Origin of the sequence: Dysgonomonas sp. HDW5A, from assembly GCF_011299555.1 — a bacterium.
Lineage (GTDB): Bacteria > Bacteroidota > Bacteroidia > Bacteroidales > Dysgonomonadaceae > Dysgonomonas_A.
On sequence record NZ_CP049857.1, the window covers coordinates 2,553,474 to 2,568,295 of the forward strand.

Below are 14,822 nucleotides of genomic sequence, written 5' to 3' on the forward strand. Positions count from 1 at the left end.
AATTAGGAACAAATGAAACTCAAATATTTTATATATACTTTCTTACTTTTAAGTAGCATTAATGTTTCTGCTCAGCGCGAAGCCAGCAACTGGTTCTTTGGCTATACTGGCGGTCTTACATGGAATACAACTAGAAGTCTGATTGGGACTCCCGTTGGAGGAACTACCGGGGGAAGTGTAGTTTTAAGTGAATTACCTACAGTAATACCATCACAAATAACTACTGTTGAAGGCTGTTTTTCATTATCTACAGATCAGGGATTATTACTTTTTTATTCCGATGGAGAACGTATCTGGGATAGATCTAACACCATTATGCCTAATGGAAGTGGGCTTCAAGGGGATTATTCTTCTGCCCAGTCGGGTATTATATTGCCTTATCCGGGACAAAATAACAGATATATTAATGTATCCATAGGTGCGGGTGTCGCATCGCATCCTCCGTATTATTCTGTGATAGATATGACTTTGCCCGGAAACGGAACGATTGCTAATCCATTAGGAGATGTTATTCCTGCTCAAAAAAATATTCAACTTACGGGAGCTTCAGGTACAACCGGTGAAAGTGTCACATCGATACTTCATGCCAATGGTACAGACTATTGGATAGTTGCTCCCGGAAGAGGTAGTACGGTATACTTTAATGCTTGGTTGGTAAGTAGCTCGGGTCCTCAAACCTCTTCTCCGGTTGTTACATCAATGCCGGGATTTTCTATCACACCGGATAATTCATGTGGTTACATTAAGTTTAGTGCAGACGGTAAACATTTTGCCTGGGCAGATGATGGTCAGTATGTCGTATTTGGCGATTTTAACGCTGCAACAGGACAATTTAGCAATCTTAAATTTATTGATTATGCGACAGATGCATCTGATGAGCCTTATGGAATCGAATTTTCACCATCGATGCAATATTTATATGTTGGAGGATTCCAAAAACTTTTTGTTTATGAACTTGATGTTATATTGAATTGGCCGGGCACTAATGCGGGTGCTGCACCTGTACGACAATTTAATTTTGGAGTTGAGGTTAATGGTCTACAACTAGCTTTGGACGGACGGATCTATGTTACTGCTTTTGAAAACTCTTTTCTTTATGTAATAACTAATCCCAATACGCCTGCCGATCTTAAAATATACCAGCTTCCGAATAGTTTTTTGCTTCCGGGTTCTTCGGCAATCGGTTTGCCCTCATTTGCCGCGTCTTGGTTTCGGTATGAGCCTGAAGTTGCAGCGTTTAGTTGTGCAGGATATCCGGCATCAATCTCCATTCAGATAGATGATACTGCGGGATTGACTGCTACGCTCGATTGGGACTTTGGCGATGGAAATACTGTAATTGGGCAGCCGGTTACAAATGGCGTTACCGATTATAACCAGCTGCATACCTATGCTAATGGAGGGGCTTATACGGTAGTCATAACTCCTCGTCGGGCAAATGGGACTGCATTGGAAACAATAACAGTAGTTGCTGATATTGTAGAATGTTCAGTGAAAACTAATCGAATGATCAGAACTAATTTGTTGAATTCGGATACGAAGTCCTTAAGATAATTATTCTAAAGAGTTTATTGATATGACTGCTTTATATAAGAAAATATTAAATATATTCGTTTTACTCATTATGAGTATGACATGTTACTCTCAGATTGGAATTTATAACGAGAATCCAGATCCAAGTGCGGTTTTAGATATAACATCAACCGATAAAGGCTTCTTAATGCCTAGTTTAACAACTTCTCAGAAGTTGGCAATCAGTAGTCCGGCACAAAGTCTTTTAGTCTATGATTCTGATTTGAATTGTATCTCACAGAATGTGGGAACAGAAGCAAGCCCGTTATGGACGTGTTTGACAGAATTTGGCCACTATTTCTTTTATATGCCATCTATAAATATTCCTACAACATCAGTAGGAGTAACTACCAATCTTGATTTATTCCAGATTTATAAAGATCAGTATGCATCTCCGGGATATGCAAGTACTGGTGCACCGGCTATAATTCCTCATTATACGTCGCCCTCCAGTTTGTACTACTATGTGACATACCATGATCCCAATATAATTCGTATAAATAGTATAAATCCAAGTGGGGTTATGAATTATACTGTTCTCAGTAAGGCCAATTATGATAGTTATATGAATGTCGTTTTTGTAACTAAATAGAGCTTTATTCTGTAAATAAAGTATTTCCTGCCTTTAGATTGTATCTATGAGGCAGGTTTTTTTGTTTAATCATGTCGATAAAGGATGTATCTTTGTTCAAAAGCTTCTAGATATGATCCCTTTTCTCTATAATGTGGCACAGGTTTATTACAAACAGTATGGACAAGAAGTAAGTAACTTTACATTTGTGTTCCCCAATCGTCGTGCAGGATTATTTTTTCAGAAATACCTTTCGGAGATTGCTCGTAAACCGATATTTTCGCCCGAAATATTAACCATTGCTGACTTATTCAGTCGTTTAAGTGGATTAAATACAGCTGATCGTATAGAACAGCTATTTATGCTGTATAATATCTATAAGAAGGTAAGTGGTTCACTAGAAACTTTTGATGAATTTCTTTTCTGGGGAGAGATGTTGCTCAATGATTTCGATGACGTAGATAAATACCTTGTCGATGCACAACAATTGTTTTCAAACATACAGGATTTAAAGGAGATTGATGCCGGATTTAGTTATCTCACCGAAGAGCAGATTATTGCTATCCGTCGTTTTTGGTCAAGCTTTATACCGATAGGGGAGAGCGATCGTAAAAAAGAATTTCTTGAGATGTGGCAGGTCTTATTTGCATTATATACATCGCTAAGAGACGAGTTGCGGGCAAATGGATTGGCATATGAAGGAATGATTTTTCGGGAAGTTGCAGAAAAAGCTAAGGCCAAAGAAGAAATTACACTTCCTTTTGATCGGATTATATTTGTCGGATTAAACGGGCATAGCAAGTCTGAAGAAGAACTGTTGAAATATTTACAGGGTAGGAGAATTGCTGATTTTTATTGGGATTACTCTTCCTCACTCGTTAAAGACCCTGATAATAAAGCCTCTTTTTTTATTGATAAGAATAGAATGCTTTTCCCTTCCCAATTGATGTTAGAGCCGGAGATTTTGGAAATGGAAAAGCCCGTTTTAGAAGTTATAGGTATTCCCTCGGTTGTGGGGCAGGCAAAATATATACATACAATTTTAAAGAAGCTCATTGATGAGGAGCAAATAATGTCTCCTGAAAAAGCTCTGAAGACAGCACTCGTATTGCCTGACGAAAATTTGCTGCTTCCTACCTTGTATTCCATTCCCGAAGAAATAGACAAGATTAATGTTACTATGGGGTATGGTCTTGTAAATTCGTCTATTGCCGGATTGATGGATCATATATTCGAACTGCAACGAAATATACGGGTTGTTGCAGGCAATCCCGGATATTATTATCGTTTTGTATTATCCATTCTTAATCATCGTTATATAACAAGAGTTGCAGGAGATGAGGTAAAGTCTCTGCGTAGTGATATCATAAAGTATAATAAGATACTAGTATCTGTTGAGGAACTTAGTATTCACCCCTTGCTAAGTCTTATTTTTAAGCCTTTGGAACATTGGAGTGATACAGCAACTTACCTGAGGGATATATTGTCGTTGTTGGAGCGATCGTTGTCTTTATCCCGATTAGATAAAAACGAAGATGATACCAGCACCCGATCTATAGATATGGAGTGTGAGTTTGTCATCGAATATTATAAAACCATCAATAAGATGGAGGATGCTTTGAAAAATGTGGATGCAGAGATGTCTGTGGATACTTATTTCAAACTATTGAAAAAACTGATTGTGGGTATAACGGTTCCATTTAGTGGCGAACCTTTATCTGGATTACAGGTAATGGGCGTACTCGAAACGCGCGCTTTGGATTTTGATAATCTGATTATGCTGTCTATGAATGAAGGTATCTTTCCAATGAAAAAGGGAGCCAATTCGTTTATTCCTTATAATCTACGTAAAGGCTTTGGATTACCTACCTATGAGCATCAGGATAGTATTTTTGCATACCATTTCTATCGCCTTATTAATCGTGCTAAGCGAATTTATCTTCTCTACGATACACGAACCGAAGGTTTGCAAGGAGGTGAAGTGAGTCGATATTTTTATCAACTCAAGCATTTATATCCTAATATGTTTGATATACGTGAACGTTTGGCTGTCTATGAAGTTTCGTCAAACGAAAGTGTATCTATCTCCATTCCTAAAACACCTCAGATCATAGGCAAGCTAAGTGCTTTCCTTACAGGGGAGCGAAGTCTGTCGGCAAGTGCCATAAATATGTATTTAGACTGTCCTTTGCAATTCTACTTTTCGGTAGTGGAACGTATGCAGGAGGAGGACGAGATTGCCGAGACAATCGAAGCCAGTACATTTGGAAGTATATTTCACTCGGTAGTAGAATGGTTGTATCAGCCTTTTCAAGGTAAATTGGTAACCGCCGACTTATTGCACAAGATATCTAAAGATGATAAGCTCCTTTCTGAAACTATTGAGAGATCATTCTCTGAAAATTACTTTAAATCGGGCAAGCTCAAAAAACTTACAGGTCAAAATTTCTTGACAGGAGAGGTTATTAAACGATATGTGAAGAAGGTTTTGGCTACAGACGCAAAACTGACTCCTTTTATTTATGTAGAGTCAGAGAAGAGGATCATGGTAGATTACATCTTGCCTTCTGGTAGAACAGTTTCACTGAAAGGCTTTATTGACCGGATAGATGAGGTGGGAGGCCATACTCGTATCATTGATTATAAAACAGGAAAAGGTATTCTTACTTTTAAGGATATGGATCATCTTTTTGATAAGGATGCAAAAGATCGTCCAAAAGCAGTAATGCAGGTGTTTATGTATGCCCATCTGTATATGCTCGAATATCCCAATGTGATATTAGAACCCGGAATATATTATCTGCGTAATCTATTTGATTCAAGTTTTAGTCCGGCAGTAGAGCATAGACCTACACGAATAGATAAAAATATTGTCACAGATTTTTCTGAGTTAAGAGAGGAGTTCAAAAAACATTTTGATTCATGTTTAGAAGAAATATTTTCTATAGATACTCAATTTACTCAAACTACAACAGGAAAGCCTTGTGAATGGTGTAATTTTACCAATATTTGTAAAAAATAGAGTTCGTTTAAATAAAATTGATGCAAATATTTTGCAATTAGAAAAAAGTGCATATCTTTGCAACGCTTTTGAGGAAAAGTCCTCTGTTTAGAAGCACTGGAGAGATGGCAGAGTGGTCGATTGCGGCGGTCTTGAAAACCGTTGTACTGCGAGGTACCGGGGGTTCGAATCCCTCTCTCTCCGCAAAAAATGTTGATTATAAAGCATTTACAATCAGCAGGGACTAAAAAAGGGACTAAGATTTATTTCTTAGTCCTTTTTTTATGTAATTAATTATTTATTGTAAATTGAGAGAACTGAAATTGCATTAATATGCTATCCACTCTTTCCTAAGCATGGCATATATTATATCGTCTACCCACTCTCCACGCAAATAATAACTTTCCCTAAAATGAGCTTCTTTTCTGAATCCTAGTCGTTCTATCAATTGGATAGAGGTTGTGTTTCTTGGATCTATAGATGCAATTATTCGATGCTTTCTTAAAGTTGTGAAAAGGTAATTTACCATCGCTTTCAATGCTTCTGTTGCATAACCTTTTCTTTGATAATTTTTATGTAGTGTACATCCTATTTCAGCCTGCATCTTATCTTTATTAGTAAAAATGATTCCCATATCTCCTATTAATCGGTTTTCATCTATACAGATAATGGCAAATTGAAAACATACATCCGCAACATCAATTGCTTGGGGCATATTGTGGATGTAATCACGGACTTCTTTTTCTGAATTTGGATGCCATCCTTGATATTTATTTTCAATAAAATCTGAGCGGTAAAAATATATAGCTTCTGCATCATCAGGTTTAGCAAGCCGTATGGCTAATCTATTAGTTTTAATATCTACTATCATAATTATTTATTTATCAGTAAATTAAAAAGATTACACCCAATTTTACACCATGAAATGTAAAATTGGGTGTTTTATATTTTTTATAACTTATTTGGATAAAAACTTACAATTCTGCTATTATATCTTCTGGTGCAATCTTTCTTTTAGCTTCTATAAGCTTATTACAAAAGGGAATCCCTGAACTTTTTCTTTGATCTTTGGATAAACAATATGGACTTTCGCCTTGTATGCGAAACTTTTTAGGTACTCTTCCTAAAGAAGATGTTGTCAAACGCCATCCTAAATCTCTTAAAGAACGATATAATTGTCTATCAATAAATACATCTATTTCTTTACTATACCTATCTACATCTGTATAATAAAATGCTGATATCCAGCCATCCAATTTATTTTTCACCTTTGTTATAATAAAGTGAACATCTGTTTTTCCAGCTTTGAAAACTTCCTTAAATAATTTTTCTTTAAGTTCTTCTACATTCTTTCTTGATGGATAAAAACTATTCTTATCAAATGTTATTGATAAAAAGGAAAGAGGGGTAGACTCAATATTAAGTATTTGAGTTTTAATCTTGCCTTTGTCTGCTATATTTAATTTATGCATTGGCAAATTTAATTTATTTTCCCCTAAAATATCTTGGCATTCTAAGTATGCTTCATTGCATTTTTCTTCTGTAGAACATAGGATAACAAAATCGTCAGCATATCTTACAAGGCTATACCCTTTCTCTTTCATACATTTATCGAAAGGTGCTAAATATATATTTGATAATAATGGAGATAAAGAATTCCCTTGTGGTATTCCATCATTTATGCCATAAAAATAATCATGTTTATCTTTATCTATTCGTTTGTCTAATTCTCCTACTGTTTGATTTAAAGCTGATATTATCAGATTGTTTAGCGAATTATCTGGTAATTTTTGTAATACTAGATCTATCAAAGCATTTTTGTTAACATTGCCATAAAAATTAATTAAATCAGCTTCAAGTATATAGTTATTCCCTACGTTTTTATGACTTAATATTTTATAAACAGCATCCTTTATTCCTAAATTGGTTTGATAAGCAAAACTCACATCTCTATTTTCGTCCAATATATCTTTAAAGTGTCCTTCAATTTCTATAGCAAGAGCTTTTAAAACTAATCTGTCAGAAATTTCTGGAATCTGCAAGGGTCTATACCCTCCGTTATCTTTCGGTATCAATACAGGTCTATATGACGAAAATTTATAAGAGTGTTCTCTTAATTGAAGAGAGATAGATTTAATACGTGAATCTAAATTTTTTTGAAATGTTTCAATTGTTTCTTCATCTGTCAATCCATGGGAACTTTTACGTTTACGAAGAGTGCCCCAAACTTTATAAAGATTATCAACAGATGAGATTTTTTCTAATAAGGTTGTTTCCATGATATTTTTCTTGTGTTGCAAAGACCCTCAGAATGACAAAATGTCCGTATAACAGCACTTTACAATATAGACAGAGAAACGCTTAATGTTACAGCTAACAATAATACAATCGTATTTCTTGCAATGCTGGCACTTCCGTGTTCTCGGGCAATCCTGACAATAGATTCAAGAGTTAATCTAAAGTCGAACGCAAACTTAAATTCATATTTAAGTAACTTCTCTTCGGCGCTTGGGATTACAATTTTTTAGATTCTTTCATTTCATCAAAATTTAGAGATTCAACAAAGGTCTTCTCACTCAAAGATAAAGATTTTTTTGACCTGTGCAACTTTTTTAGTTTTTTAACGAATTTAACAGATTGCCTGTCCTCCCTACCATTAAAATGGCTTGCTCCCACTGTCTCCAAAGGTGTAATTATGCTGTCATACACAATGGTTTCAAACGAGATGGACAGAGAAACGCTTAATGTTACAGCTAACAATAATACAATCGTATTTCTTGCAATGCTGGCACTTCCGTGTTCTCGGGCAATCCTGACAATAGATTCAAGAGTTAATCTAAAGTCGAATCCAATCTTTATTTCAAAGAACTAAATATTTATTCACAAAATCTATGCCAATAATTTAACTGACATTATAGCAGCTTTAATAAATTCATTTTTTCTATTAATTCACATTAAATTATAACCCTTCCATAAATGGAGGTGTATATTTTATCTTTGATTCATCAATAATTGAATATTTTCCAAATTCATTCTCCTTTTGTATCGTATTCTTTAGAAGATTTTTAAAGATAGTTTCCTGTTCTTTAGGTCGTATTAAATCTTCTGGTAGGGATGACATTGAATACGCACTATAGCCTTTTTTAGTAATCAGAATTTCATCCATTGAAAATATATTTAGAAGGGCTTCAAAATAACGGTATTTTCCATTTCTATAATCATAACCTTCTGTTGAAGCTAAGATTCTTCCATTGTTCTTTTTATATAAGTCTAATTTCATGGGTTTTCCTTTATGATAATCAAGTAATCTAATAGAGCCTACTTCTTTGTCGTTAAGTCCCAATAAAATAATGTCACATTCTTCGTTGGTCAAAGCCTCCGCATTATCTCCAACTTTATTTCTAAATTTATATTCTTCAACGCCAAAACCTCTAGGAGCTGAATGAGCAAAAAGAGCTTGTATAAGAAGCCTTTTGTCTAGATTAGTTACATCAAATTCCATTCTTGTTATATATTTATGTCAGTGTAGAAATTCAATATTCTTTCAATTTTATTTTGTCTCCGTTTTTGCACATCAAAATCTTTTAAATTTGAAAGTTCCTTTTTTAACGATTCTAAGCGTTCGAAACTATTCGTAAAACTAAATTTATTATCATCAAATACATCTTTTAAATCTGATGTGTTTAATTTAAAGTATAAAAAAGCTAGCCTCAAATCATTTTCACTTAAATTAATTTTATTATCACATACATGAAAACCATTTTCGATTCGGATATTTATATAATCGAAATAAATCTTTTTGCGGGAATTTTTATTTAGTCTAAATTCCCTTTTCCCTTTATTCTTATCCCTCTCTGATGTTGTATCTATAAAACCATTCTTTAAAAGGATTGCTGCCAACTCCTCATTTGCTTCATACATATTTCTTATGGCATTATTCAGTTTTTAATCAATTCACTCCATCCCCCCATACTCCCCAATCTTCACCTCACAAATCCTCTTAGTAATATCCCTCAACAATTCCACTTTCGGAACAAGGGCATCAATATCCTGTTTAGTAACAACAAAATCAGGATCATAACGACCATTCACATAAGCCGCTTTGATAAGCTCAAAAAGCCGTTTCTCTTCTGCTGTATCAAGCGGAAAGACTTTGATAAACTCGTTGGAGTATTTCTTTACTGAGTTTAATAATTTTGTGAGATTATGTTGTTTTGGGTTTTCTAATGTAAAAACTAAACGAATAGCATATATATAATTTTCACAAGCTTGATGTAAATGAAATGATGCCATTTGAAAACAATCTCTTTCATTAAATAATCCTGCTCCCAATAAAAACTCATTTCCTCTTTTAAATTTATCATCAAAGTATTCCTGAGCCTGTTGCTTTATTTCCTCAAAACTAAGTTTACGTCTTCTAGCTAACTTATGTTTACCACTATCATATAAAACAACGCCCTCTTGTTTTATCTGTGTATAAAAGTATCGCCCTTCATTCAGGTATTTATTCAGCTTCTTCATATCCTCGCTGATAAACTGAACAGGAGGCTGTCTATCAGGGTCTTTTGCCCTGTCATAATACAGATCTTCCACATTGCTGAGCGACCTGATTGCTCCTCCGTCCGATACTCCGCTTGTCACAACCAGTATATCGTAATCACTTACATAAAACTGTAGTTTGCCAAACTCATATTTTTCATCATATACCACATAGTCATTTCGGGCATAACTGCCAAAGAGGATTATCATTTCGGTTTGTTTTAGCCTCTGTAAAACAGACTCCACAATAAAATGTAAATCCCGCTGGTTAGTTGATGGTAAATATGATATTGACTTTTTCATACAGATATATTCGTTTAATGCAAACTTAGCTATAAAAATAATAAAAGGGTCTGCGACCCTAAAGATATTGAAAAAAGGAAAACAAGAGTTATCTTTTTGTTTGTTAATTGTATATTTGTATTTACATCCTGCTTCTTGTCGGTTTGACATAAGATTCAGACTGACGACTCAACACCGCAGAGATATAAATTATTATAGATTATTTATATCGGCTTGATTCTCTAATCAGGTGGAAAAAACGGTAAAATAGACCCCTTAAAAACGGAGGAAAGTGCCCCCCTAAAGTTATGTGTTCAAAACAGTCAAAAGTTATCGTCGGTTTCAGGGTCTTGAAGTTGCAGATTTTGCCCGAGTTAAACTTTTCTTTCTTTTCTTAGTTTTCCTGTTTTTAGGTCCACTTAAGTTTTTACAAACTTAGTAATAAGTCTCTATATTTAGATAGGACCTACTACTGTTTTAATTATAGATAGCTATTTTCATTCTTCGATTTTCTTTTTCTGATTGATTCTCCAATTAATTCTACTCTTAGTGAGTCATGTACCAGGCGATCGAGTATGGCATCTGCTACAGTTTTTTCTCCTATGGCATCATACCAATCTTTAACAGGTACTTGTGAGGTTATCATTGTTGATTTTTTCTGATGCCGATCCTCTATAATATCCATCATTATACCTCTGGACTGAGAGTCAAAGGCTTGCATTGCAAAATCATCAAGGATTAGAAGATCCACCCTTTCGATACGTTTAAATTCATTTAGTATAGTCCCTTTTACTTTGGCTATCTTTAAGCTGCTCATCAATTTAGCGGTATTGGCATAAAAGACCTTATATCCATCTTGGCAGGCTTTGTTTCCTAGTGCAGTAGCCAGATAGCTTTTTCCTGTCCCGGTGGGTCCTGTAATAAAGATATTCTTGTTGTCTTTGATAAAATCCAAGCCCGCCAAGCGTTCTACCTGATTACGATCCAAGCCTCTTTCGAAGCTATAATCAATCTCTTCCAAGAAAGCAGTGTACCGAAACGCTGCCAGCTTGGTTGCTCTTTTGATGGCACGATTGCGACGATTATCCCATTCACTGGATACCAAATGGAAGATAAATTGATCTTGTGTCATCTGCTCTTTTAAAGTGTTCTCTAAAGAAGTTTTAAAAGCATCGTGCATCCCTAAGAAACGCATCTGACGCAGTTTCTCTAATGTTTGATTGTTCATGTTGTTCATTGTTTTTTAATAATTAATTTGTTTGTCTATTTATAATAATCTTTGCCTCTGATATTTTCATGTTCGGGTATATCCACTGTTTCTTCAGGTACTTCTACAAACTCAGATTTAGTTTTAAGGATATCCTGGATCTCGTTATAACTGTATCTGTCATAACTCTCAGCCAATCGGCAGGCTGCCGTCAAACGAGCCGCTCCGACCTTCCTGGCCAATAAAAGGATACCCGAACAACTCTTGTTAGCCTGATCCACATAGCGTTTCTTTTCCATCACTTTACGGATGTAACGCTCCACATCCTCATGGATGTCGGCTGCTTCTTTGATAAATACTTCAGGGGACCATTCCAATACGGCTTTATGTTTGGGATGCAGATGATCTGTATTGGTGGTATGCTTAAACTGCAAACGACTGCGGGTATGAGATGCCACAAGGCTATAGCCGTCAAAGATATGCACATCATCCGCTGAGTAAGAGAGCTTAAGCCTTTTACCGATATACGTGTGAGGTACACTGTAATAATGGATATCCTCACTCAAGCGGATATAACCATCTTTACCTACGGTAGCCATCGCGTGTTTTTTAATCTGATAGCGGATTGGATTCAATGGTCCTAAGGATTCTTTTTCAATCTCTTCAAAATAGGAACGACGAGAGTAGTTCCGATTAGTCAACAGATTATTGTTATGCAGGTCTAAAGCAGACAGGATAGCTGCATTTAAACTCTTTAGATCAGGGCAATGAAGATGACTGGTGCGAGTGTAAATATCCTTATAGGTTAGTTTAACGGCATTCTCCACAGGAGCTTTGTCTCGGGGTTTACGAACACGAGCGGGGAACACTGTGACTCCATAATGTTCAGCAAAACGCTCAAACTCTTCATTCAAGATAGATTCATGGCGAGAAGCTTTGGTTACAGCAGCTTTTAGATTGTCAGGAACAACAGCTTGAGGAACACCTCCATAAAAATAAAAACTGTTCTCACAGGCAGAGATAAAATCTTCTTTGCTCTGCCCTGATACTGCTTCCACATAAGTCAACAAGCTACAACCCAAGATTGCCACAAATACATCCACCTCACGAGGGGATTCACCATGAGGATAAATCCAAAGCTTATCTCCTGTATAATCTACAAACATTTTATCCCCTGCTTTATGTTCCATACGCATAGAGGGGTTATTAATCATTCGATAACGTTGAACTGAGATGCGAAACTGAGTTAAGCCATACCCATCGGGGTGTTCTTTGATATACTTTTGCCATTGCTGCATCGTAGTCATCCCTTTACGACCAAGGTCCTTACTGATGCTCGGAAGAAGAGACTCCAGTGTATCCCGACGTGGGTTAGGCATACCGGGAGCATCTGTAATACAAAATAACGCGTGAAGTTCCGTATCACTCTTAGACACAAAATCATCAAAACTAATCTTTAAAGAGTTCCATTTATGGATATACTTCTTAACAGTATTGCGGGAGGTGCGAGCCATTACGGCAATAGTTTTAAGACCCATATGGTCCTCATACAAACGGATAATCGTTCTTAATTTGGTCATTGTTATAAATTTGTTGGGCATAATATTAGATCGCTTTTAGTTAGTCTGAACATCAAACTAACTAAATCAAAGCCCATCAATAACAAGAACTTTAAAACTATTTTAAGAACACAATCACAGGGGTCACTTTCCTCTGGCTTTAAGGGGTCATTTTATCCGTTTTTTCCATATGCAAAGCTAGATAAACCTGTTGCCGAATCTAAAGTATTCTTTAGAGGACAAAGTGTATCCAACGGCAAAGAAATTAAAGGTGCGGGAGCCGTAATGGCTTTGAAGTATAAAACATCAGCCAATGAAAAGATCACCGTGAAGCTTGGACTTTCTTACACTTCGATCGAGAATGCTAAAAGCAATATGAATGTCGAAGCAAAATCATTGAACTTTGATGCAGCTAAAGCAAATGCGCTGAAAATATGGGGAGAATATCTAGGTAGAATCAATGTTGATGGAGGTACTAAAGCCGACTTAACGAAGTTCTATACAGGACTTTTTCATGCACTTTTGGGACGTGGTCTTGCCAGTGATGTAAATGGTGCATATCCTAAAAATGATGGGCAGGCTGGGCAAATCAAATTAGATGGTAAAGGACAGCCTATTCACAATCATTATAATACTGATGCTATTTGGGGTGCATTCTGGAATCTGACTCAACTGTGGAGCCTTGCCTATCCTGAATATTATTCGGATTGGATTCAGAGCCAATTATTGGTCTATAAAGATGCAGGATGGTTAGGTGATGGTATTGCTAACAGTAAATATGTATCGGGAGTCGGCACAAACTTTACTAGTTTAGCTATAGCAGCGGCATATAATTGTGGTATCCGTGATTTTGATGTTGAGCTGGGTTATGAAGCTGCACTCAAAAATGAAGTAGATGGAGCCAATCGCCCCGATGGAGCAGGTAAGTTAGATGTAGGTAGCTTTGTAAAGAATGGCTATTCTCCTTATATTCCCGAATTGGGAATGGATACCAATACCGAAGGTTCGGGATTTTCGGCATCACACACGATGGAATATTCTTTCAGTAGTTTTGCAGTGGGGCAGTTTGCCAAGCATTTGGGCAAAGAGAAAGACTATCAACAGTTATCGAAACTATCAAAAGGGTGGGAGCTACTTTTTGATAACGAAACAAAACTGATCAGACCAAGAACAAAAGATGGTGAATTTATCAAAGATTTTGATCCTCTGGCTCCATGGATAGGTTTTCAGGAAGGTAATGCGGTTCAATATACTTTCTATGTACCTCATCAAGCTGAAAAGCTCATAAGTTTGGTTGGAAAAGATGAATTTAATAACCGTCTTGATAGTATTTTTATTCTATCTCAGAAAGACATCTTTGGAGGAGGAACAACTGTTAATGCTTTCTCAGGATTGCATGCTTTGTATAATCAAGGCAATCAACCCAATTTGCATATCTCGTGGATGTTTAATTTTTCGGGTAAACCTTATTTGTCTCAAAAATGGGTAAGAGCTATCTGTAATGAGTTTTATGGTACAGACGGTCTTCACGGATATGGATATGGACAGGACGAAGATCAAGGACAACTGGGTGCATGGTATGTAATGTCAGCTATCGGGTTATTTGATATAAAAGGTTTGACAGAGATAGATCCTAAATTTCAGATTGGCAGCCCTATTTTCGATCGAGTTGAAATCAAGTTGAATAATAAGTATTATAAAGGTAATGCATTTGTTATTGAGGTAGATAACAATTCAACAGATAATGTTTATCTTCAATCGGTAGATTATAATGGAAAGAAACAAGAGTCAGTATTTATTCCATTTTCGGATATTGTAAATGGAGGAAATCTTCGAGTTAAGATGGGAAATTTACCTAATTATAAATTAGATAAGTAGTTGTATAAAACAGGAAAAAATAGGGCTAGTCTGGAGAGAATAGCCCTATTTTATGATAGGCATCTCAATGTCGTTTATTCTATGAGTCGAGTATTGTTGCAGGTTGTTTTTTTATATTTATTTGATATATAGATGGTCGATGTGCCTGTGAAGGGTGACTATTTCCGACAGACGGGCTAAAAATTCAGGACGGAAGTACTGTCCCATTACTCC

Annotated in this window: 10 protein-coding genes, 1 tRNA gene and 1 pseudogene; 5 read left to right on the plus strand and 7 right to left on the minus strand. The window is 35.9% G+C overall.

All coding sequences use genetic code 11. The features are described from left to right. Positions 1 to 12 precede the first annotated feature (12 nt). The 4 genes from G7050_RS10610 (at position 13) to G7050_RS10625 (ending at position 5,348) form a co-directional block, all read left to right on the plus strand. Positions 13 to 1,554: a PKD domain-containing protein gene (locus G7050_RS10610; protein ID WP_166115044.1), complete on the plus strand. Its 1,542-nt coding sequence runs from the start codon at positions 13 to 15 to the stop codon at positions 1,552 to 1,554. 22 nt (positions 1,555 to 1,576) lie between these two features. Further along, a complete protein-coding gene (locus G7050_RS10615) occupies positions 1,577 to 2,164 on the plus strand; it encodes a hypothetical protein (protein ID WP_166115047.1) in 588 nt (195 codons plus the stop codon). A gap of 112 nt (positions 2,165 to 2,276) precedes the next feature. Then, entirely contained in the window at positions 2,277 to 5,165 is a 2,889-nt protein-coding gene (locus G7050_RS10620; RefSeq protein WP_166117704.1) for a PD-(D/E)XK nuclease family protein, read from the plus strand. 98 nt (positions 5,166 to 5,263) lie between these two features. Beyond that, a tRNA-Ser gene (locus tag G7050_RS10625) sits at positions 5,264 to 5,348 on the plus strand. Positions 5,349 to 5,472: 124 nt separating this feature from the next. Here G7050_RS10625 and G7050_RS10630 read toward each other — a convergent pair. The 7 genes from G7050_RS10630 to istA form a co-directional block, all read right to left on the minus strand. Continuing rightward, complete coding sequence (locus tag G7050_RS10630; protein WP_166115050.1) at positions 5,473 to 6,015, minus strand: GNAT family N-acetyltransferase; 543 nt, start codon at positions 6,013 to 6,015, stop codon at positions 5,473 to 5,475. Between the two features lie 103 nt (positions 6,016 to 6,118). Continuing rightward, positions 6,119 to 7,423 (minus strand): reverse transcriptase domain-containing protein, encoded by a 1,305-nt coding sequence (locus tag G7050_RS10635; protein WP_166115053.1) that lies wholly within the window; start codon positions 7,421 to 7,423, stop codon positions 6,119 to 6,121. Positions 7,424 to 8,103: 680 nt separating this feature from the next. Beyond that, on the minus strand, positions 8,104 to 8,646 hold the full coding sequence (locus G7050_RS10640) for a hypothetical protein (protein WP_166115056.1): 543 nt from the start codon (positions 8,644 to 8,646) through the stop codon (positions 8,104 to 8,106). Between the two features lie 5 nt (positions 8,647 to 8,651). Continuing rightward, complete coding sequence (locus tag G7050_RS10645) at positions 8,652 to 9,065, minus strand: hypothetical protein (RefSeq protein WP_166115058.1); 414 nt, start codon at positions 9,063 to 9,065, stop codon at positions 8,652 to 8,654. A gap of 33 nt (positions 9,066 to 9,098) precedes the next feature. Continuing rightward, on the minus strand, positions 9,099 to 9,986 hold the full coding sequence (locus G7050_RS10650) for a HEPN domain-containing protein (protein WP_166115061.1): 888 nt from the start codon (positions 9,984 to 9,986) through the stop codon (positions 9,099 to 9,101). Between the two features lie 460 nt (positions 9,987 to 10,446). After that, positions 10,447 to 11,193: an IS21-like element helper ATPase IstB gene (gene istB / locus G7050_RS10655; RefSeq protein WP_166111946.1), complete on the minus strand. Its 747-nt coding sequence runs from the start codon at positions 11,191 to 11,193 to the stop codon at positions 10,447 to 10,449. A gap of 35 nt (positions 11,194 to 11,228) precedes the next feature. Next, positions 11,229 to 12,752, minus strand: a complete 1,524-nt coding sequence (istA, locus tag G7050_RS10660; RefSeq protein WP_255499085.1) for an IS21 family transposase — start codon at positions 12,750 to 12,752, stop codon at positions 11,229 to 11,231. 144 nt (positions 12,753 to 12,896) lie between these two features. On the opposite strand from istA, the pseudogene G7050_RS10665 reads away from it, so the two are divergent. Beyond that, positions 12,897 to 14,609 (plus strand): annotated as a pseudogene (locus G7050_RS10665) (GH92 family glycosyl hydrolase); the annotation flags it as partial. Positions 14,610 to 14,822: the final 213 nt, after the last annotated feature.

Coding starts and splice junctions, on each gene's coding strand:
- G7050_RS10610 (WP_166115044.1), top strand. CDS start 13: ATGAAACTCAAATATTTTATATATACTTTCTTACTTTTAAGTAGCATT.
- G7050_RS10615 (WP_166115047.1), top strand. CDS start 1,577: ATGACTGCTTTATATAAGAAAATATTAAATATATTCGTTTTACTCATT.
- G7050_RS10620 (WP_166117704.1), top strand. CDS start 2,277: ATGATCCCTTTTCTCTATAATGTGGCACAGGTTTATTACAAACAGTAT.
- G7050_RS10630 (WP_166115050.1), bottom strand. CDS start 6,015: ATGATAGTAGATATTAAAACTAATAGATTAGCCATACGGCTTGCTAAA.
- G7050_RS10635 (WP_166115053.1), bottom strand. CDS start 7,423: ATGGAAACAACCTTATTAGAAAAAATCTCATCTGTTGATAATCTTTAT.
- G7050_RS10640 (WP_166115056.1), bottom strand. CDS start 8,646: ATGGAATTTGATGTAACTAATCTAGACAAAAGGCTTCTTATACAAGCT.
- G7050_RS10645 (WP_166115058.1), bottom strand. CDS start 9,065: ATGTATGAAGCAAATGAGGAGTTGGCAGCAATCCTTTTAAAGAATGGT.
- G7050_RS10650 (WP_166115061.1), bottom strand. CDS start 9,986: ATGAAAAAGTCAATATCATATTTACCATCAACTAACCAGCGGGATTTA.
- istB (WP_166111946.1), bottom strand. CDS start 11,193: ATGAACAATCAAACATTAGAGAAACTGCGTCAGATGCGTTTCTTAGGG.
- istA (WP_255499085.1), bottom strand. CDS start 12,752: ATGACCAAATTAAGAACGATTATCCGTTTGTATGAGGACCATATGGGT.